The sequence below is a fragment of the Streptomyces sp. NPDC023541 genome (genome assembly GCF_055559995.1).
In genome coordinates, this window is record NZ_JBVHJO010000002.1 from 138,729 (window position 1) to 157,205 (window position 18,477).

An 18,477-nucleotide genomic window follows, 5' to 3' on the forward strand; every position below is an offset into this window, starting at 1 on the left:
TTCTGTATGTGAACACCTGTGACGCGTGCGCGGCGGCCTTGTTTCACGGCCCCCGGGCGACCGTTTTGCCTGGTCGGGGCCGATTAACGCCCGGTCTGTCGCGTCCGCTATCCGGACATGATCGACCGAAGGCCGGAACCCGCTCCGAGGGAGCTCAGCCACTGCTCGGCGACGGCCCGAAGAACCTGGAGCCCAAGGCCTTCGGCACCAACCCCGACGTGGTCGCGCAGGCGGTGGGCACGTACGCCGAGTCGCCGCGCAGGCTCGGCAGGCCGCAGCCGGCCGGGGGAGAACGGCCCGAGGGGGCGGTGCTCGTCAGAGCGCCGCCCCCTCGGGTTCCGTTGCGGAAGGTGCTGAAGGTGCTACGGGAGGACCTTCTCGATCTGCACGCTGCCGGTGCCGGCGGCGGTGCCGCGGGCGTTGAGCAGCTCGACCTGGCCGAAGAACTGGCGGCCCTCGGGGGCCGCGCTGGTGACCAGGACGTTCGCCGAGACCTGCGCGGTGGCGCCGGTGGCGAGGTTCACCGCGGCGGCCTCGTCGACCTGGACGGAGCCCAGGGCGGCCGAGAAGAACACGTCGCGGTAGTCGTAGGTGGTGGAACCGGACGGGATCGCGTAGCCGATCACCTTGACGGTGTAGGTGCCCGCGGCCGGGTTGACCAGGCTCACGGCCTCCTCGGAGTCGCCGTCGGCGGCGGAGCCCACCTTGACGCCGTCCTTGTAGACCTCGAGGTCGAGGTCCGCGGCGGTGTCGGACACCTTGCCGATGGCGACGTCGAGGCGCGAGGTGCCCGCGGGCACCGCGATCTCGGTGGTGTGGGTCTCACCGTTGGCGAGGGTCGGCTTGGCGACCTTCGCGGAACCGAGCGGGCCGCCCTTGAGCTTGCCGCCGGTGATGGCCGCGCCGGCGTTCTTGACGCTCCACTGGACCTGGGCCGGGGTGCCCTGCTTCACCTCGGGCAGGACCTTGACCGCGGGGTCGAAGGCCGCGCCGAGCACGGAGACGTCCAGCTTGAACGGGTTGTCCAGGACCGGCGACGTACGACGGGCCTCGACCTCGATCTCCCAGACGCCCGGAGTCGGCTCGGGGTACGAGCGCACGTCGGGGCGGCAGGTGTTCGCCGGGTTGTCGTAGTTCGGGTAGCAGTTGGTCGTGGCCGTCGGGTCGACCGGCACGCCGTACGGGTGGATCGCGATGAAGCGCGTCTGGGCGCCCGCCGCGAGACCGCCGAGGGCGACCTCAAGGCTCTTGGCGCCCGGCGGCACGGTCACGAAGTACGACGTGTGCGAGTTGCGCTGCACGGAGGAGGACTGCGACAGGGAGAACGACGGCGCGGCCAGGGGGGCGGAAGCCACGACGGTCGTCAGGATCTGCTTGTCGATGCCCTCGGTGGTCTCGTCGTCCAGCTGCAGGATGCCGCTGTGGACGCCGGCGGTCTTGGCGTTGGCCTCGACCTTGATGGTGACGGGCTTGTTCAGCGGCAGGGTGACGTAGTCGTAGCCGCCGATGACCTTGAAGGTGCCGTCGTTGTTGCGCCAGCTGAGGTCGTGACGGGTGCCGTACTTGACGCCCGTGGTGCGGGTGACGACGACGTTGTAGACCTTCTTCTGGCCGACCTTGAGGCCGCCCTCGCGGTCGTACAGGCCGGTGCCGAAGCCCGGGGTCTTCAGGAACTGGTCGATCGCGGTGTCGACCGGGGCCTTGACGGTGAACTCGTTGGCCTTGGCGTCGCGCTGGATGGACTCCCACGCGCCGCCCACGTCGATCAGACCCGAACCCTGCGCGTGCGCCGGGACGTCGTCGATCTTCTTCGCGGAGCTGGTGAGCGCGACCCGCAGCGAGGCCGGGGTCAGCTTGATGTTGTGCTGCTTCGCGGCGGAGATCAGCAGGGCGCCGGCGCCGGCGGCCTGCGGGGAGGCCATCGAGGTGCCCTGGAGCATGCCGTAACCGGCCGGCAGGGTGTAGCCCGCCTCCTTCACCGGTGCGCCGGGCAGCCAGGTCTGGATGGTGTTGATGGCCGCGCCGGGGGCGCTGATGGTCGGCGTGAAGCCGCCGTCCTCACGCGGACCGCGCGAGGAGAAGGGGAACATGTTGTACTTCGTGCTCACGGCGGAGCCGTAGTTGGCGGCCCACGTCTCCTTGGAGACCGAGGCGCCCACGGAGATGACCTTGTCTGCGAGGGCCGGGTCGCCGATGGTGTTGACACCGGGGCCGGAGTTGCCGGCCGAGATGACCAGCTGGACGCCGTAGGTGTCGACGAGGTTGCGGTAGAGCTCGGCGCGCGCGTTGTTGCCGTCGTTCAGCGCGGGCAGGCCGCCGATGGACATGTTGACGATGTCCACGCCGCGGTTGACGACGAGGTCGATCATGCCCTCGGTCAGCGCGATGTTGGTGCAGCCGCCGGACCAGGAGCAGGCGCGCGAGGAGACGAGCTTCGCGCCGGGTGCCTCGCCGTTCATCTTGCCGCCGAAGAGGCTGTTGGCGGCGGTGATGCCGGCGACGTGCGTGCCGTGCTCGGACTCGATGATGCCGATGTTGACGAAGTCGGCCTTCTTGCCGACCCAGTCCCCGCCCAGCGGGTCCATCGGGACGTCCTTGCGGATCTCGATCACGAACGGGATCCGCTCGGCGACCTCGGTCGCCGGGTTGTCCGTGCCGAAGTAGCCGATCTGGTAGCCGTCCTTGTACGGCTTCATCGGCTCGTTGTCCGTGAAGTCGCCGTCCTGGTCGGTGTCGACGCGGACGGTGCCGGCGGCGGCGTCGTAGAGCATGCCGAACCGGTCGGTGGTGTCACCGTCGCGGTTGACGTCGCCCGCCATGTCGCCGGTGGCGGTGATCGACTCGCTGAACCGGCTCCACTGGAAGCTGCCCTCGGGCGCCTTCCAGCTCTGGCCGCCCGCGGTGAAGGTGCCGCCCGCGGAGGTGACCGGGGTGATCTGCGCGCGCCAGGTGCCGTCGTTGTCGGTGATCGGGTCGGTGGCCGTCACCCAGTCGACGATCTTGCGCTCGCCGGTGGTGGTCTTCTGCAGGGCCGGGTGGCCGAGGTCGACACCCGAGTCCATGATGCCGATGGTCACGCCACGGCCGTCGGCCTGCGGGTTGTTCGCGACGAAGTCGACCGCGCCGGTCTCGAAGGACGGGTTGTACGGGTTCTTCGCCGGGGTGTTCCCGTCCGGCGCCGCGTACGTCTCGGCCGCGGTCCGCTGGACCGTGCCGGTCTCCCGGCCGGCGTCGGGACGCGGGTCCGGCAGCTGGATCTCGTGGCGCAGGTCGATGCCGTGCACCGAGGACAGCTTGGCGGCCGCCTTCAGCGCGGCCTCCGCCTGGCCGGTCGGCAGGGTGGCGCGCACGTAACCGAGGTTGTCGTACGTCCGGCCGACCGAGGCGCCCTGGACGGCATCCAGCTGGTCGGCGACCTGCTTGGTCTGGCCCGGGGCGGTCGCGACCATGACGGTGACGTTCGCGTCACCCTTGGCCTTGGCCTCCTGGAGGAGCTCGACGTCGGCCGAACCGAGCTTCTGATCGGCGGACTTGACCGCAGGCGAGGTGCCCGGGGTGTCCGCGCCGGTCGCCGCGAACACGGGCGCGGCGCCGGTCGCCGCGAGCGCGGCGACCAGGCCGGCCGCGGCCGCGACGCGCGCGACGCGTCTGGCCCCGGGTATGGAGCTGGGGGATTCGAGGGTCATCAGCATCCCTGGTAAGTGAAAGATACGGTCCGGATTTCGGTGCCGGATGACCGGTCAGCTTTCCTCAAGCGACAGGTCTTTGGGGAGGGATGTCATCGACCGAGACCTACGGTGGCGGAGACTCGCCAGCGTGGAACATCCGCCAGCGGGGCCGTATCCGGGCACAGTGGTGCGAACCGCTAAGGTCGAAGAGTTGATTTATCGACTTAGCGGCCCCAAGTCCGCACGCGGGCCGGGTCGTGCGCCGGTGGGGGTGTGACAGATTTCGAGCGGTCAGCGCTCGCGCGTGCGCGCGTAGTGGCGCGAGGCCTTCGCCCGGTTTCCGCAGGCGGACATCGAGCACCAGCGCCGGGTGCCGTTGCGCGAGGTGTCGTGGAAGTGCAGGACGCAGGTCTCGGAGGCGCACTTGCGGATCCGCTCGGGCGCGGAGCCCAGCAGCTCCAGGTAGTTCCGGGCGGCCGTCCAGGCCGGACCCCACGTGGGGTCGTCGAACTCGGCGCGCTCTCCCGGCCCTTCGGCGGTCAGGGTGGCGCGGATGCGGCCGTGCTCGAGTACGGCGTCGACCAGCGCGCGGGCACTCTCGTCGGCCGGGTCGGCCACCGCGCGGGCCAGTGCCTCGCGCGCGGTCATCAGATGGACGAGGGTCGAGGCGTCGGCCCGGAAGCGGCCGGCCAGTCCGGCGGACTCCAGCCAGACCGCGAGCCCTTCGACCCGGCTCAGCCCGAAGGCCCCCGCGAAGAGGTCGACGGGTTCCCCCTCCTGCATCCAGCGGGTGTTCAGCAGATCGAGGGCGATCGGCTCCCCGGTCAGGGGCCGTGCGTCCGCCGTCGTCATGGCCGTCTCCTTGCTCGCTAACCCCTCAAGGGTACGTGAACGGTTGACGCCAGCCGCACTAACCCCTAAATTGGATTTGAAAGGTTAGAACTCGTGGAACGGCCTCTGGGGAAGGACCCGTCATGACCACCGTCATCAGCAAGCTCCGTACCGGGCACGTCGGCCTGAACGTCACCGATCTCGAGCGCTCGCTCGCCTTCTACCGGGACGCCCTCGACTTCCAGGTGCTCGGCGAGGGCAAGGAGGAGGACCGCCGCTTCGCCTTCCTCGGCCGGGACGGCGAACTCGTCCTCACGCTCTGGCAGCAGGCCGACGGCGCCTACGCGCCGGCCGCGGCCGGACTGCACCACCTGGCGTTCTCGGCCGACGCCGTCGAGGAGGTGCGCGCGTACGAGGAGCGGCTGCGCGGCCTGGGCGTCGCGTTCGCCTACGAGGGCGTCGTCGCGCACGGCGAGGGCGCGGCCTCCGGCGGCATCTTCTTCCACGACCCCGACGGCACCCGCCTGGAGATCTCCGTACCGACCGGCGCCGAGGACGCGCCCGCCCCCACCACGGGGGCGCCGACCTGTGGGTTCTTCTAATGGGCGGCGTCTACCACTGGGGGTCGCTGGCGGTGCAGGAGCGGGTCGGCGTGCGCGGGCCGGCCGAACACGTCGGCCGCTCGATCGGTACGGGCATCCGCGAGGTCGCCGCGGCCTTCCTGGAGCTCCAGCCGCACCTGGTCGTCGGGGCCGCCGACGGCGCCGGCCGGATGTGGGCCTCGCTGCTCACCGGCCCGCCCGGCTTCGTACGGGCCACCGGCCCGCACCGGATCGCCGTCGCGGGAGGGGTGCCGGCCGGGGACCCGCTCGCCGAGGCGCTGGCCGCCGACGGGACCCGGATCGGGACCATCGCGCTCGATCCGCGCACCCGGCGCCGGATGCGGCTGAACGGAACGCTCGCGGCGACGCCGCGGGGCTTCGCCGTCGAGGCCGAGCAGGTCTTCGCCAACTGCCCCAAGTACCTGCAGAAGCGTCAGCCGCTGGAACTGGTCGCGGAGGGGGTCGGCGTGGTGCGCCGCGGAGGCGCGCTGACCCCCGGCCAGGTGCGTGCCGTCCGGCGCGCCGACACCTTCTTCGTCGCCACCACGGCGGAGGCGGACGGGGCCGACGCCAGCCACCGCGGCGGCCTGCCGGGATTCGTGGAGGTGCTCTCCCCGGTCGAGCTGGCCTGGCCGGACTACGCGGGGAACGCGATGTTCCTGACCCTGGGGAACCTGACGGCCGACCCGCGGGCCGGACTGCTCTTCCCGGACTGGGAGAGCGGGGCCGTCCTCCAGCTCAGCGGCCGGGCCCGGACGGAGTTCGCGGCCGACGGAGGCCGCCGCACCCGCTTCCGGGTGGAGTCGGTGGTGGAGGGCGTGCATCCGGGGCGGCTGCTGTGGAGCACCCCGGAGTACTCGCCTCACCTGGGCAGTACCACCAGGTAGGCGGCGGTCTCACGCCCGTCGGCGGCCGTCAGGGCGGTCCGGATGACCGCGGCCTGCTGCTCGGGCCAGTCACGGAGCTTGCGCGGGGTGATGTGGACGACGGTCACCCCGAGCCGCTCCAGGGTCTCCCGCTTGCGCACGCACTCGGACCACTCCTCGTCCTCCTCCTGGCGCGGGGTCCGGGTGTCGATCTCCACGGCCACGGAGTGCTCGGGCCAGTACGCGTCGACCCCGCCGAGGTGCGGGCCGCCGGGGATCCGAAGGTCCACGTTCCAGACGGGGGCGGGCAGCTCGTAGCCGCGTACGAGGTGGTACAGCCGGTCCTCGGCCCTGGCCCGGCCCTCCGCGAGGAGGGCCTCGACGGCGTCCACCACATGGGGCCGGCTCAGCAGCCGGGCCACCGTCAGCTCCCGCACGATCGCGGCCGGTTCGCAGTGGCCGCTGCGAACGGCCTCGCTGAGCAGCCGGCGGACGGCGCCGGCGTCGGACAGCTGCGCGACGGCGTCGGCGACGGCCCGCGCGACGGGTGCCACGGGCAGACCGGTGACCTCCTGGGACCGGGGCGCGGTGCGCGCGCGCACGATCCGCACGTCGCCGGTGGACCGCAGCCGCCGGGTGCCCGGCACCAGCACGTCGATGTGCGACAGGGCGAGCAGCGGGGGCGCGGAGGCGAAGCGGTACAGGGCCAGCGCCGCCAGCCCGGTGATCATGACCTCGCCCCCGCCGCGCCGTCCCGCGTACAGCAGCGCGGCGTGCAGCCGCTCCTCACTGGTGGGCGGTCCGGAGTGGAGCAGGAACACGCCGGGGAGGATCTGCCGCCAGGGCCGCTCGGCGGCCTCGGATGCGCTCACGCCGTGCTCGCGCAGCTGTGCGAGGGTCAGCACGCGGGGGCGGTTGCCGGTGAGGTGGGCGAGGGGGAGGGGTGCGTTGTGGTTCATGGCGCGGTGATTCCCTGAGGCCATGGCCCTGCTAACCCCTGTTACACGCCTGTCGACAAATACGGACAAGCTGGGGCTAAAGTACGGGCGTTCGACTGCCGATGAGGTGCGCCCGTACGGGGGACCCGGTGCGCGCCGCCGGTACTGGGGCTTCGCCCCAGAGCCCGCGCCTCAAACGCCGGCCAGGCTGGATCTTTCAGCCCGTCCGGCGTTTGAGGACCGGGGTTCGTGGGCGGAGCCCCGGCGGCGGCGCTTCGGGCTAGTTGCCTGCCGCCGCGTCGCACCGCTGCGCGGCAAGGGCCCTGGCCAGGTCGTCGCGGGACTCCAGCACCAGGCGGCGCAGCGCCGGCGGAGCCGAGGCATGGGCCGCCAGCCAGGCGTCCGTGGCGTCCAGCGTGGCGGCGTCGCCCTGGAGCGAGGGGTAGAGCCCCTTCACGACGTCCATCGCGATCTGGATCGACCGGTCCGACCACACCCGCTCGATCACCTCGAAGTAGCGCCCGGCGTGGGCTGCCAGCAGGCCCCGCTGCGAGGGCTGCTGCATGCCCGCGATCGTCGCCTCCACCAGCGCGTTGGACAGCGCGTCCGACTCGACGACCGCCGCCCACGCCTGGTCCTTCACCGCCTGCGAGGGGCGCGCCGCGAGACAGCGCACCTGGTGCCGCTTGCCCGACGCGGTGTCGTCGCGCGCCAGTTCGGCGGCGAGGACGCCCTCGTCCACCGCCCCGTGCGCGGCCAGCGGCAGCAGGAAGTCCCAGCGCAGCTCCTGGTCCACCTCCAGCCCGTCGATCCGCGCCGACCCCTCCAGCAGCCCCAGCAGCAGCTGGAAGTCGCCCTCCGTCGCCGCGCTCGCCGCGAAGAAGCGCGCCCAGGTCAGCTGGTGCTCCGACCCCGGCTCCGCCACCCGCAGCTCGTGCAGCGCGCCCGCCGCCAGGTCCCGGCCGCTCAGCTCGCGCCGGTCCGGAGCCGCGTAGTGCGTGACCGCCGTCTGCGTCTGCGCGTGCAGCATCTGCAGGACGCCGACGTCCGTCTCCCGGCCCGCGTGCGCCAGTACCAGCGAGACGAAGTCGCGCGCCGGCATCAGGCCGTCCCGCGTCAGGTTCCACAGCGCCGACCAGCTCAGCGCCCGCGCCAGCGGATCCGTCAGGTCACCCAGGTGCGCCCGCAGGGTGGCCAGCGAACCCTCGTCGAAGCGGATCTTGCAGTAGGTGAGGTCCTCGTCGTTGACCAGGATCAGGTCGGGCCGGTCCTGCCCGACCAGCTCCCCGATCACCGACCGGGCGCCGGCGACGTCCGCCTCGGCCCGCGCGTAGCGGACCAGCGCGCCGTCCGGCTCCAGCCGGTACAGGCCGACGCCGGCCCGGTGCGGACGCAGTTCGTCGCCCTCCTGGACGACCGCGAGCTCGGTGATCCGCCCCGCGGCGTCGTAGGTCACCATCGGGGTCAGCGCGTTCACGCCGGCCGTCTGGAGCCAGGCCCGCGACCACTCGGTCATGTCCCGTCCGGACACCTCGCCGAGTACCGACAGCAGGTCGTCCAGGGTGGTGTTCCCGTACGCGTTCGCCTTGAAGTAGCGGCGCGCGCCCTCCAGGAACGCCTCCCGGCCGACGTAGGCGACCAACTGCTTGAGCACGGCCGCGCCCTTGGCGTAGGTGATGCCGTCGAAGTTCAGCTTCGCGTCCTCCAGGTCACGGATGTCGGCCGTGATCGGGTGGGTGGACGGCAGCTGGTCGGCGCGGTAGGCCCACGACTTGCGGCTGTTGGCGAAGGTCACCCACGCCTGGTCGAAGCGGGTGGCCTCGACGAGCCCGAAGGAGCCCATGAAGTCCGCGAAGGACTCCTTCAGCCACAGGTCGTCCCACCACTTCATGGTGACCAGGTCGCCGAACCACATGTGCGCCATCTCGTGCAGGATGACGTTCGCGCGCCGCTCGTACGAGGCCTGCGTGACCTTGCCGCGGAAGATGTACTCCTCCCGGAAGGTCACCATCCCCGGGTTCTCCATGGCGCCCAGGTTGTACTCCGGCACGAAGGCCTGGTCGTACTTCCCGAAGGGGTAGGGGTAGTCGAAGATCTCGTGGAAGAGGTCGAAGCCCTGCTTGGTGACGAGGAAGACGTCGTCCGCGTCGAAGTGCTTGGCCAGGCCCTTGCGGCACATCGCGCCCAGCGGGATGGTCAGGTCCCCGCGCGTGTAGGTGTCCGTCACGTAGTGGTAGGGGCCCGCCACCACGCAGGTGATGTACGTGGAGATCGGCGGGGTCTCGGCGAAGCGGCGGGTCTGCCCCTCGCGGGACTCCTCGGCGCCGTTGCTCCACACCTGCCAGCCCTCGGGCGCGGTCACCTCGAATCGGTAGGGCGCCTTCAGGTCGGGCTGCTCGAAGTTCGCGTACACCCGCCGGGCGTCGGCCGGCTCGTACTGCGTGTAGAGGTAGACCTCGCCGTCCTCCGGGTCGACGAAGCGGTGCAGGCCCTCGCCCGTGCGGCTGTACGCGCAGTTCGCGTCCACCACCAGGACGTTCTCGGAGGCCAGGTCGTCCAGGGCGATCCGGGCCCCGTCGAAGGCGGCGGCCACGTCCAGCGCCCGCCCGTTCAGGGTCACGGAGTTGACCGAAGGGGCGATCAGGTCCGCGAAGGTGGCAGCGCCCGGGACCGCGGCGCGGAAGCGGATCGTCGTCACCGAGCGGAAGGTCCGCGGGCCGTCGGCCGGCTCGGCCTCGTCCACCGCCGACCGGATGTCGAGGACGACCTCGTACGCGTCGACGGACAGCAGCTCGGCCCGCTCGCGGGCCTCCTCGCGGGACAGATTCTCTCCGGGCACCTGCACTCCTTCGTGCGTGATCGCGTTCTTGGGCCGAATCCTCGCACGACGGGAATGCATGCGACGGCGTCCCGGTTGGCCACGGAGGACATGCGCCGTTGATGCCTTTTTCCGCCTGAGACCGACACCGAGGAGAGACATGACCGAGACCCAGGTGCGCGAGAAGACTCCGGTCGACTTCTGGTTCGACCCGCTCTGCCCTTGGGCCTGGATGACGTCCCGTTGGATGCTGGAGGTCGAGAAGGTCCGCGACGTCGAGGTGCGCTGGCACGTGATGAGCCTCGCCGTCCTCAACGAGAACAAGCTCGACGAGCTGCCCGAGGTCTACCGCGAGCTGCTCGGCCCCAAGGGCTGGGCCCCCGTGCGCGTGGTGACGGCCGCGCAGCAGAAGCACGGCGACGAGGTCACCGGCAAGCTCTACACCGCGCTCGGCACCCGCATCCACAACGAGGACAAGGGCCCGACCCGCGAGGTCATAGCCGAGGCGCTGGCCGAGGTCGGCCTGCCGGCCGAGCTGCTCGCGTACGCCGACTCCGACGAGTACGACGAGGTGCTGCGCGCCTCCCACAACAACGGCATCGACCGGGTCGGCCAGGAGGTCGGCACCCCGGTGATCTCCGTTCCGGGCGCCGACGGCGAGGGCGACGTCGCCTTCTTCGGCCCGGTCGTCACCCCGACCCCGCGCGGCGAGGCCGCGGCACGGCTGTGGGACGGCACCCTGCTCGTCGCCTCCACCCCCGGCTTCTACGAGATCAAGCGGACCCGCACCAAGGGTCCGTCCTTCGAGTAGTCCACAGGCCGCACCGGACACAGAAGACCCCCGTGAGTCACGTCCTCACGGGGGTCTTCTGCTGGACACGCCCGCCGGTGAAGGTTGAGAAGACGATCACGAGGCGGACGGGTTCTATGGGTGCGATCAGCCCTTGGCAGGGATCAGCAGCGGGGTGTTCGCCCTGGCGTCGGCGTAGCGCTTGGACACGTCCTGCCAGTTGACGACGTTCCACATCGCCTCGATGAAGTCCACCTTCTGGTTCTTGTACTGCAGGTAGAAGGCGTGCTCCCAGGCGTCGAAGACCAGGATCGGGGTGCTGGCCACGCCGACGTTGCCCTGGTGGTCGTAGACCTGCTCGACGACCAGACGGCCGCTGACGGGCTCGTACGCGAGCACGCCCCAGCCGGAGCCCTGGGTCGCGGAGGAGGCGAAGGTCAGCTGCTTCTTGAACTTCGCGAAGGAGCCGAAGGACTCGGTGATCGCGTCGGCCAGGTCGCCCAGGCCGTCGGCCGCGGTGGGCTCGCCGCCGCCCTCACCGGTCTTCGGGCTCGCCATGTTGTGCCAGTAGATGCTGTGCAGGATGTGGCCGGAGAGGTGGAACGCGAGGTTCTTCTCAAGGCCGTTGAGCGCGCCCCAGTTCTCCTTGTCGCGCGCCTCCGCCAGCTGCTCCAGCGTGTTGTTGGCGCCCGTGACGTAGGCCGCGTGGTGCTTGTCGTGGTGCAGCTCGATGATCTGCGGGTTGATCACCGGCTCCAGCGCCGCGTAGTCGTACGGAAGCTCAGGAAGCGTGTAGATGGCCATGCGTGTTGTCCGGTCCCCTCGGCGTGCCAATCGCTAATTGCAATTAATGCGCAACTGCACTGTAGCGGCATCTATTCCACCTCGCACGTAAGGGTCACCTCTCTGAAACGCAGGTGGGCCCCGTGCGAACGCACGGGGCCCACCTGCGGTCCAGGGGCTGTCAGCGGGCGGCGGCGGCCGCCCGCCGCTGCATCACGCAGCCGGTCAGGGCGAGGGCGGCGGTGAGCCCGCCGGTGAAGACCACCTGGAGCCGGGTGTCCTCGCCCAGCGCCATCAGCACCAGGACCGCGGCCACCCCGGCCAGCGCCACCCAGGTCAGGTACGGGAAGCCCCACATCCGCACCACCAGCTTCCCGGGCGCCTCGCGCTCCAGCCGGCGGCGCAGCACGAACTGCGAGACGGCGATGAAGCCCCAGACGATCAGGATGACCCCGCCGACCATGTTCAGCAGCCAGGCGAACAGGGTGTCCGGGTACCAGTAGGAGAGCAGCACGGTGACGAAGCCGAAGGCGCAGGAGGCGAGCACCGCGCGGCGGGGCACCCGGCCGGTGAGCTTGCCCAGCGCCTTCGGGCCCTGCCCGCGGGAGACGAGGGAGTAGGCCATGCGCGAGGCGCCGTAGATGTTGGCGTTCATCGCGGACAGCAGGGCGATCAGGATGACCACGTTCATGATCTCGCCGGCCGCCGGGATGCCCAGGTGCTCCAGGGTGGCCGCGTACGGACCCTGCTCGCTGACCTTCGGGTCGTTCCACGGCAGCAGGGTGACGATGACCAGCATGGAGCCGACGTAGACGACGGCGATGCGCCACATGGTGGTCCGCACGGCCTTGGCCACGCCCTTGACCGGGTCCTCCGACTCGGCGGCCGCGATGGTGACCGTCTCCAGTCCGCCGTACGCGACGACCGACGCCAGCAGCCCGACCAGCAGGCCGTCGACGCCGTTCGGCAGGAAGCCGCCGTCGTGGAGCAGGTTGGCGGTGCCGGGGGCGCCGGTGCCGGGCAGCAGGCCGAGGACGGCCAGCACGCCCAGTCCGAGGAAGAGGCCGATGGCGCCGATCTTGAGGGCGGAGAACCAGAACTCGAACTCGCCGAAGTTCGAGACCGCGGCCAGGTTGGAGCCGCAGAACAGCGCCATGAAGGCCAGCACCCACATCCAGGACGGGGTGCCCGGGAACCAGCCCGTCATGATGTGCGCCGCGCCGATGGCCTCGATGGCCACGCCCACGCACAGCAGCGTCCAGAACATCCAGCCCGCGGTGAAACCGGCCCACGGGCCGATCGCCCGCTCGGCGTGCACCGAGAAGGAGCCGGAGGCGGGGTTGGCGGCGGACATCTCGCCGAGCATCCGCATCACGAACATCACGAGCAGTCCGGACGCGGCGTAGGCGAGCACGATCGAGGGGCCTGCGGCCGCGATGCCGGCCCCGGAGCCGACGAAGAGTCCGGCGCCGATGACACCGCCGAGGGCGATCATCGAGAGGTGGCGCTGCTTGAGTCCGTTGCCGAGAGGGGAACCGGAGTCGGTCCGCGGCGGCTCGGGAGGTGCGGCGGTGATGCTGTGGGTCATGGGGTGCATGCCTGTCGGTGCGGGGGTGGAGCAGGCCCCAGTGTGCCGAGCGTCCGGTCACCGGACGTTCACAGTCCGATATTCGGACAGCCGGATGACGGGCCGTGATCATCCCCGTACGCTGCCGACAGGACGCGGGTGACGCCATGACAGGGGGACAGGTGGACGACCGAAAGGACCACGGCATAAGGGAATTGGCCGCCACGGGCCGGGGGGTGCTCGTCACCGGGGCCTCCCGGGGGATCGGGCGGGCCATCGCCACCGCCTTCGCCGAGCAGGGGGACCGGGTCGCGGTGCACTGCACGGCCCGGCGGGCGGACGCGGAGCGCACCCTCGCGGACCTGCCGGGCGACGGGCACGTCCTCGTCAGTGGAGACCTCGGCGATCCGGCCCGCGTGGAGGCTCTCGCCGCCGAGACCGAGGAGGCGCTCGGCGGCATCGACGTCCTCGTGAACAACGCCGCCGTGATGCTCGCGCACCCGCTGCCCACCACCTCCTACGCCGACTGGCAGGAGGCCTGGCGGCAGACGGCCGCCGTCAACCTCTTCGCCCCGGCCAACCTCACCCACCGCGTCGCCCGCCGCATGATCGACGGCCGGCGGGAGGGCCGCGTCGTCAACATCGGCTCGCGCGGGGCGTTCCGGGGCGAGCCCGACCACCCCGCCTACGGTGCCACCAAGGCGGCCCTGCACGCGCTCGGCCAGTCCCTCGCCGTCTCCCTGGCCCCGCACGGCATCGCCGTGGCCTCCGTGGCCCCCGGTTTCGTGGCCACGGAACGGGTCGCCGGGCGGCTCGAAGGGGAGGAGGGCGAGCGGATCCGGGCGCAGAGCCCCTTCGGCCGGGTCGGCACGCCGCAGGAGGTCGCCGCCGCCGTGCTGCACCTGGCCTCGCCCGCGGCGCGCTGGAGCTCGGGCACCGTGCTCGACGTCAACGGAGCCTCTTACCTGCGCACCTGACGCGCGGAAGGCCCCCGCGCCGGGTGCGCGGGGGCCTTCGCGCGGAGCGTGGCCCTGGCCCTGGCCGTGGACCGGCGGGCGGTCAGGACTTCGGGGTCCGCCGCTCACGCGCGAAGGCGACCACGAGGACCAGCAGGGCCGCGCCCGTCGACCACAGCAGCTGCGGCCGCGCGGAGTCGTCGAACAGCATCAGGACCAGGACCGCCGCCATCCCGGCCAGCGCGGCCCAGGTGGCGTACGGGAACAGCCACATCGGCAGGGTCAGCCGCTCGGGCATGTCCCGCTCGATCCGGCGGCGCAGCTTCAGCTGTGAGACGGCGATCAGCGCCCACACGAACAGCAGGACGGCGCCGACCGCGTTGAGCATGTAGAGGAAGATCGTGTCCGGCCACAGCAGGTTGAGCACCACCGAGACGAAGCCGAAGGCCACCGACGCGAACACCGCCCGGCGCGGCACCCCGCCGCCCGAGACCTTCAGCAGCCCCCTCGGCGCCTCGCCGCGCTCGGCCAGCGAGAACACCATGCGCGAGGACCCGTACAGGTTCGCGTTGAGCGCCGACAGCAGGGCCACGAACACCACGATGTTCATGATCTGGCCGGCCGCCGGGATGCCGATGGAGTCGAGGACGGCGACGTACGGGCTCTGACCCGGCTCCAGCGAGTCCCACGGCAGCAGGGTCACGATGACCACCATCGAGCCCACGTAGAAGAAGAGGATGCGCCACACGGCGCTGCGCACCGCGCGGGACACCGACCGGGCCGGGTCGTCGGACTCGGCGGCCGCGATGGTGACGACCTCCAGGCCGCCGAAGGCGAAGATGACGGCGAGCATGCCGGCGACCACGCCGCCGAGGCCCTCGGGGAAGAAGCCGCCGTGCCCGGTGAGGTTGGCCGTGCCGACCGGATCCGTGTCCGGGAGCACGCCGAAGATCGCGAGGGTGCCGAGGATCAGGAAGAGCACGATCGCGCCGACCTTGAGGGCGGCGAACCAGAACTCGAACTCGCCGAAGTTCTTCACCGCGGCCAGGTTGCTCACGGTGAAGACCACCATGAACAGCAGCACCCAGATCCACTGGTCGACCGCGGGCAGCCAGCCGTTCGCGATCTTCGCGGCGCCGGTGGCCTCCACCGCCAGCACCACGACCAGCAGGAACCAGTACAGCCAGCCCGCCGAGAATCCGGCCCAGCGGCCGAGGGCCCGCTCCGCGTAGACGGAGAAGGAGCCCGAGGCGGGCATCGCGGCCGACATCTCGCCGAGCGCGCGCATCACCAGCATCGCGAGGACGCCGGCGAGGAGGTAGGAGCAGATGATCGCGGGACCGGCGATGCCGATGCCGGCGCCGGAGCCGACGAAGAGGCCGGCGCCGATCACGCCGCCGAGCCCCAGCATGGTCAGGTGGCGCTGCTTGAGGCTGTGGCTGAGGGGTTCCGAGGGCAGGTCACCCATCGGGGGAGGTGCTTCTGACAGGCGCTCACGCATGAGGAGTGCTCGTACTCTCGTTCGGCCCAGCGGTGGTGGGGACTCCGCCTTGCCTTGGCGGGATCCAACAGTCTTGCTGAGCGGCGGCCGTCCGTGCAAAACGGACGTGTTGTCGGATGTTGCTCGTGACGAGGATCACGTCGAGCGGGTCGAGGGAGTGGGCTTTGTTCGATCCCCACCAACGCAGGGAGCGGGGCTTTGTTCCGGGCGGCGGTGGGGCGGCCCCGGGCCGCGCACTAACGTCGGTGATCGTCCCCACCCCCACCACCTCGCGGAGCCCCCTCATGAGCACTGCTTCCGTCTCCCTCCGGCCCGGCGCCGTCCTCGCCGACCTGCTGCCCGCGAGCCGCGTGCGCGACATCGCGCTCGTCGTCGGCGGTGCCGCCCTGACCGGGATCGCCGCGCAGATCGCGGTGCCCGTCCCCGGCTCCCCGGTCCCCGTCACGGGCCAGACCTTCGCCGCGCTGCTCGTCGGCACCGCCTTCGGCGCCCGCCGCGGCTTCCTCGCGCTGGCGCTGTACGCCCTGGTCGGCATGGCCGGCGTGCCGTGGTTCGCGGGCGGCACCTCCGGCGCCGGCGGCGCCTCCTTCGGGTACGTGCTCGGCATGCTGCTCGCCGCCACCGTCGTCGGCGCCCTCGCGCGGCGCGGCGCCGACCGCTCGGTCCTGCGTACGGCGGGCACGATGGCGCTCGGCTCCGCGGTGATCTACGCGGTGGGCGTGCCGTACCTCATGGCCGCCACCGGGATGTCCCTGGGCGCCGCCGTCGCGGCGGGCCTGACCCCGTTCCTGATCGGCGACGCCCTCAAGGCGGCCCTCGCGATGGGCGCCCTGCCGGCTGCCTGGAAGCTGCTGGGCCGCCGCGGCTGACGCCCGCCCCCGTATCGGCCGGAGCCCGGCCCGCCTGACGAGGCGGGCCGGGCTCCGGCGTACGTACGGGACTTCTCCGGGGCGGTCAGCCCTGGACGGCGGCCCGCTTGCGGCGGAAGTCCAGGACCACACCGACGGCCACGACCGCGCCGGCGACGAGGGTGGACAGGGTGACCACCTCGCGGTTGGCGTCGTCCACGAACATGTAGCCGATCACGAACATGATCAGAGCGGCGGTGGCCCAGGTCAGCCACGGGAAGAGCCACATCTTCACGGTCAGCTTCTCCGGGGCCTCGCGGACCAGGATCCCGCGCATCTTCAGCTGGGTGAAGCAGATCACCAGCCACACGAAGAGCGCGATGGCGCCGGAGGAGTTCAGGAGGAAGTTGAAGACCGTGTCCTTGAACGCGTAGTTGAAGTAGACGGCGACGAAGCCGAAGACCGTGGAGCCCAGGATCGCGGCGACCGGCACACCGTTCTTGTTGACCTTGGCGAACGCCTTGGGGGCGTCGCCGCGCTCACCGAGCGAGAAGGCCATGCGGGAGGCGGTGTAGAGGCCCGAGTTCAGGCAGGACAGCACGGCGGTCAGGACGATGACCTCCATGATCGTGCCGGCGTGCGCGATGCCGATCGAGTCGAGGGCGGCGACGTACGAGCCCTTCTCGGTGATCGACTTGTCGTTCCAGGGGAGCAGCGTCAGCACGATGAAGATCGAGCCGAGGTAGAAGACGCCGATGCGCCAGATGACGGAGTTGGTGGCCTGCGTGACCGCCTTGCGGGGGTTCTCCGACTCGCCGGCGGCGAGGGTGACGATCTCGCTGCCCATGAAGGAGAAGACGACCATCAGCACACCGGTGAGGACGGCGCCGTAGCCGTTGGGGAAGAAGCCGCCGGCGTCGGTCAGGTGGGCAAAGCCCGCACCCGGGTTGTCGGAGCCCGGCAGGACGCCGAAGACGGCCAGCATGCCGATGACGACGAAGGCGCCGATGGCGACGACCTTGATGCCCGCGAACCAGAACTCGAACTCACCGTAGGAGGCGACCGAGCCGAGGTTGGTGGCGGTCAGCACCGCCATCACGATCAGCGCCCAGGCCCACTGCGGAACGGCCGGTATCCAGCTCTCCAGGATGGCGGCACCGGCGGTGGCCTCCACGGCGAGGACGACGACCCAGAAGAACCAGTAGAGCCAGCCGATGGAGAAGCCGGCCCAGCGGCCGAGCGCCCGGTCGGCGTAGGCGGAGAACGAGCCCGAGTTCGGGCTGGCGGCAGCCATCTCGCCGAGCATGCGCATCACGAAGACGACCATCGCGCCGACCAGCGCGTAGGAGATCAGGATGGCGGGGCCGGCCTTGGCGATGCCGCCACCGGAGCCGACGAAGAGACCGGCTCCGATGACGCCGCCGATGGCGATCATGGACAGGTGGCGGTTCTTGAGACCGGCCTTCAGACCGTCGGAGGGCAGACCTTCACCGGAGTTGCCGGTGGGGTCGCCTGCCTTCTGAAGGGTCGTCGTGGAACTCATGGACGGATCCTTAGGTTCTCGGGTTGCGAGCCCCGGCATTCAAACCTGAGATGAACGCAGGACGGAAGACCTCAATCCGGATCGTTGCCTTGGGGCGAACGTCCAGGATCCGCGTCCTGCCGTGTCCCATCTGCGTTCTTTGGGTTTACTTGAGCTTTAGAAGTGACTTACGCGACACCCGCTGCGGGTCGTCGGGGCTCCCCGTGCCACACTCGTCACATGCGCGTGTACCTCGGATCCGACCATGCCGGCTTTGAGCTCAAGAACCACCTCGTGGACTGGCTCAAGAACAACGGCCACGAGCCCGTCGACTGTGGCCCCCACATCTACGACGCCGTGGACGACTACCCGCCCTTCTGCCTCCGCGCCGCGGAGCGGACCGCCGCGGACGAGGGCAGCCTCGGCATCGTGATCGGCGGCTCCGGCAACGGCGAGCAGATCGCCGCGAACAAGGTCAAGGGCGTCCGCGCCATCCTGGCCTGGAGCGTCCAGACCGCCCAGCTCGGCCGTGAGCACAACAACGCCAACGTCATCTCCGTCGGCGGCCGCATGCACACGCAGGACGAGGCCGTCAGCTTCATCGAGGCCTTCCTGGCGACCCCGTACTCCGACGAGGAGCGCCACACCCGCCGCATCGACATGCTCTCCGCCTACGAGCAGACCGGCGAGCTCCCCCCGATCCCTGCCCACCACCCGCAGGGCTGATCCGCTTCCGGCCGTGCCGCTCCCTCACGGGGGCGGCATGGCCGTTTTCATTCTCCCCAGG

At 71.0% G+C, this 18,477-nt stretch carries 14 protein-coding genes; 6 read left to right on the forward strand and 8 right to left on the reverse strand.

From position 1 onward, the window contains the following. Positions 1-362: 362 nt before the first annotated feature. On the reverse strand, positions 363-3,686 hold the full coding sequence (locus tag ACZ3X1_RS04570) for a S8 family serine peptidase (protein WP_356810066.1): 3,324 nt from the start codon (positions 3,684-3,686) through the stop codon (positions 363-365). 273 nt (positions 3,687-3,959) lie between these two features. Beyond that, entirely contained in the window at positions 3,960-4,520 is a 561-nt protein-coding gene (locus ACZ3X1_RS04575; RefSeq protein ID WP_362631378.1) for a CGNR zinc finger domain-containing protein, read from the reverse strand. A gap of 122 nt (positions 4,521-4,642) precedes the next feature. On the opposite strand from ACZ3X1_RS04575, the gene ACZ3X1_RS04580 reads away from it, so the two are divergent. Together ACZ3X1_RS04580 and ACZ3X1_RS04585 are read left to right on the forward strand one after the other, a co-directional pair. Next, positions 4,643-5,101, forward strand: a complete 459-nt coding sequence (locus ACZ3X1_RS04580; protein ID WP_356810064.1) for a VOC family protein — start codon at positions 4,643-4,645, stop codon at positions 5,099-5,101. Next, complete coding sequence (locus ACZ3X1_RS04585) at positions 5,101-5,988, forward strand: pyridoxamine 5'-phosphate oxidase family protein (RefSeq protein ID WP_467276549.1); 888 nt, start codon at positions 5,101-5,103, stop codon at positions 5,986-5,988. Before ACZ3X1_RS04580 ends, ACZ3X1_RS04585 begins: the two co-directional genes overlap by 1 nt. Here the strand turns inward: ACZ3X1_RS04585 and ACZ3X1_RS04590 are convergent. Further along, positions 5,964-6,926, reverse strand: coding sequence for a hypothetical protein (locus tag ACZ3X1_RS04590; RefSeq protein WP_467276553.1), 963 nt, complete (start codon positions 6,924-6,926; stop codon positions 5,964-5,966). The genes ACZ3X1_RS04585 and ACZ3X1_RS04590 overlap by 25 nt on opposite strands. 259 nt (positions 6,927-7,185) lie before the next feature. After that, positions 7,186-9,744 carry an aminopeptidase N gene (gene pepN / locus ACZ3X1_RS04595; protein ID WP_467276556.1) on the reverse strand — a complete coding sequence of 853 codons (2,559 nt, stop codon included), beginning with the start codon at positions 9,742-9,744 and terminating at the stop codon, positions 7,186-7,188. 139 nt (positions 9,745-9,883) lie between these two features. Here pepN and ACZ3X1_RS04600 point away from each other — a divergent pair, with 139 nt between their 5' ends. Beyond that, a complete protein-coding gene (locus ACZ3X1_RS04600) occupies positions 9,884-10,534 on the forward strand; it encodes a mycothiol-dependent nitroreductase Rv2466c family protein (protein WP_356810060.1) in 651 nt (216 codons plus the stop codon). A 126-nt stretch (positions 10,535-10,660) separates the two neighbouring features. Here ACZ3X1_RS04600 and ACZ3X1_RS04605 read toward each other — a convergent pair whose 3' ends face one another. Then, the gene (locus ACZ3X1_RS04605; protein ID WP_356810059.1) at positions 10,661-11,317 is read right to left on the reverse strand and encodes a superoxide dismutase; all 657 of its coding nucleotides are present in this window, start codon (positions 11,315-11,317) and stop codon (positions 10,661-10,663) included. Between the two features lie 160 nt (positions 11,318-11,477). After that, on the reverse strand, positions 11,478-12,884 hold the full coding sequence (locus tag ACZ3X1_RS04610; RefSeq protein WP_467276560.1) for an amino acid permease: 1,407 nt from the start codon (positions 12,882-12,884) through the stop codon (positions 11,478-11,480). Positions 12,885-13,045: 161 nt separating this feature from the next. Here ACZ3X1_RS04610 and ACZ3X1_RS04615 point away from each other — a divergent pair, with 161 nt between their 5' ends. Continuing rightward, positions 13,046-13,840 carry an SDR family NAD(P)-dependent oxidoreductase gene (locus ACZ3X1_RS04615; RefSeq protein WP_467276565.1) on the forward strand — a complete coding sequence of 265 codons (795 nt, stop codon included), beginning with the start codon at positions 13,046-13,048 and terminating at the stop codon, positions 13,838-13,840. A gap of 82 nt (positions 13,841-13,922) precedes the next feature. On the opposite strand, the gene ACZ3X1_RS04620 is transcribed toward ACZ3X1_RS04615, so the two are convergent. After that, complete coding sequence (locus ACZ3X1_RS04620; protein WP_390076913.1) at positions 13,923-15,320, reverse strand: amino acid permease; 1,398 nt, start codon at positions 15,318-15,320, stop codon at positions 13,923-13,925. 284 nt (positions 15,321-15,604) lie between these two features. Here ACZ3X1_RS04620 and ACZ3X1_RS04625 point away from each other — a divergent pair, with 284 nt between their 5' ends. Then, on the forward strand, positions 15,605-16,189 hold the full coding sequence (locus ACZ3X1_RS04625) for a biotin transporter BioY (RefSeq protein WP_467276570.1): 585 nt from the start codon (positions 15,605-15,607) through the stop codon (positions 16,187-16,189). An 85-nt stretch (positions 16,190-16,274) separates the two neighbouring features. Here ACZ3X1_RS04625 and ACZ3X1_RS04630 read toward each other — a convergent pair whose 3' ends face one another. After that, positions 16,275-17,711, reverse strand: a complete 1,437-nt coding sequence (locus ACZ3X1_RS04630) for an amino acid permease (protein WP_362631360.1) — start codon at positions 17,709-17,711, stop codon at positions 16,275-16,277. Positions 17,712-17,930: 219 nt separating this feature from the next. Between ACZ3X1_RS04630 and ACZ3X1_RS04635 the strand changes: the two genes are divergently transcribed. Next, positions 17,931-18,416 (forward strand): ribose-5-phosphate isomerase, encoded by a 486-nt coding sequence (locus tag ACZ3X1_RS04635; RefSeq protein ID WP_356810053.1) that lies wholly within the window; start codon positions 17,931-17,933, stop codon positions 18,414-18,416. Positions 18,417-18,477 lie beyond the last annotated feature (61 nt).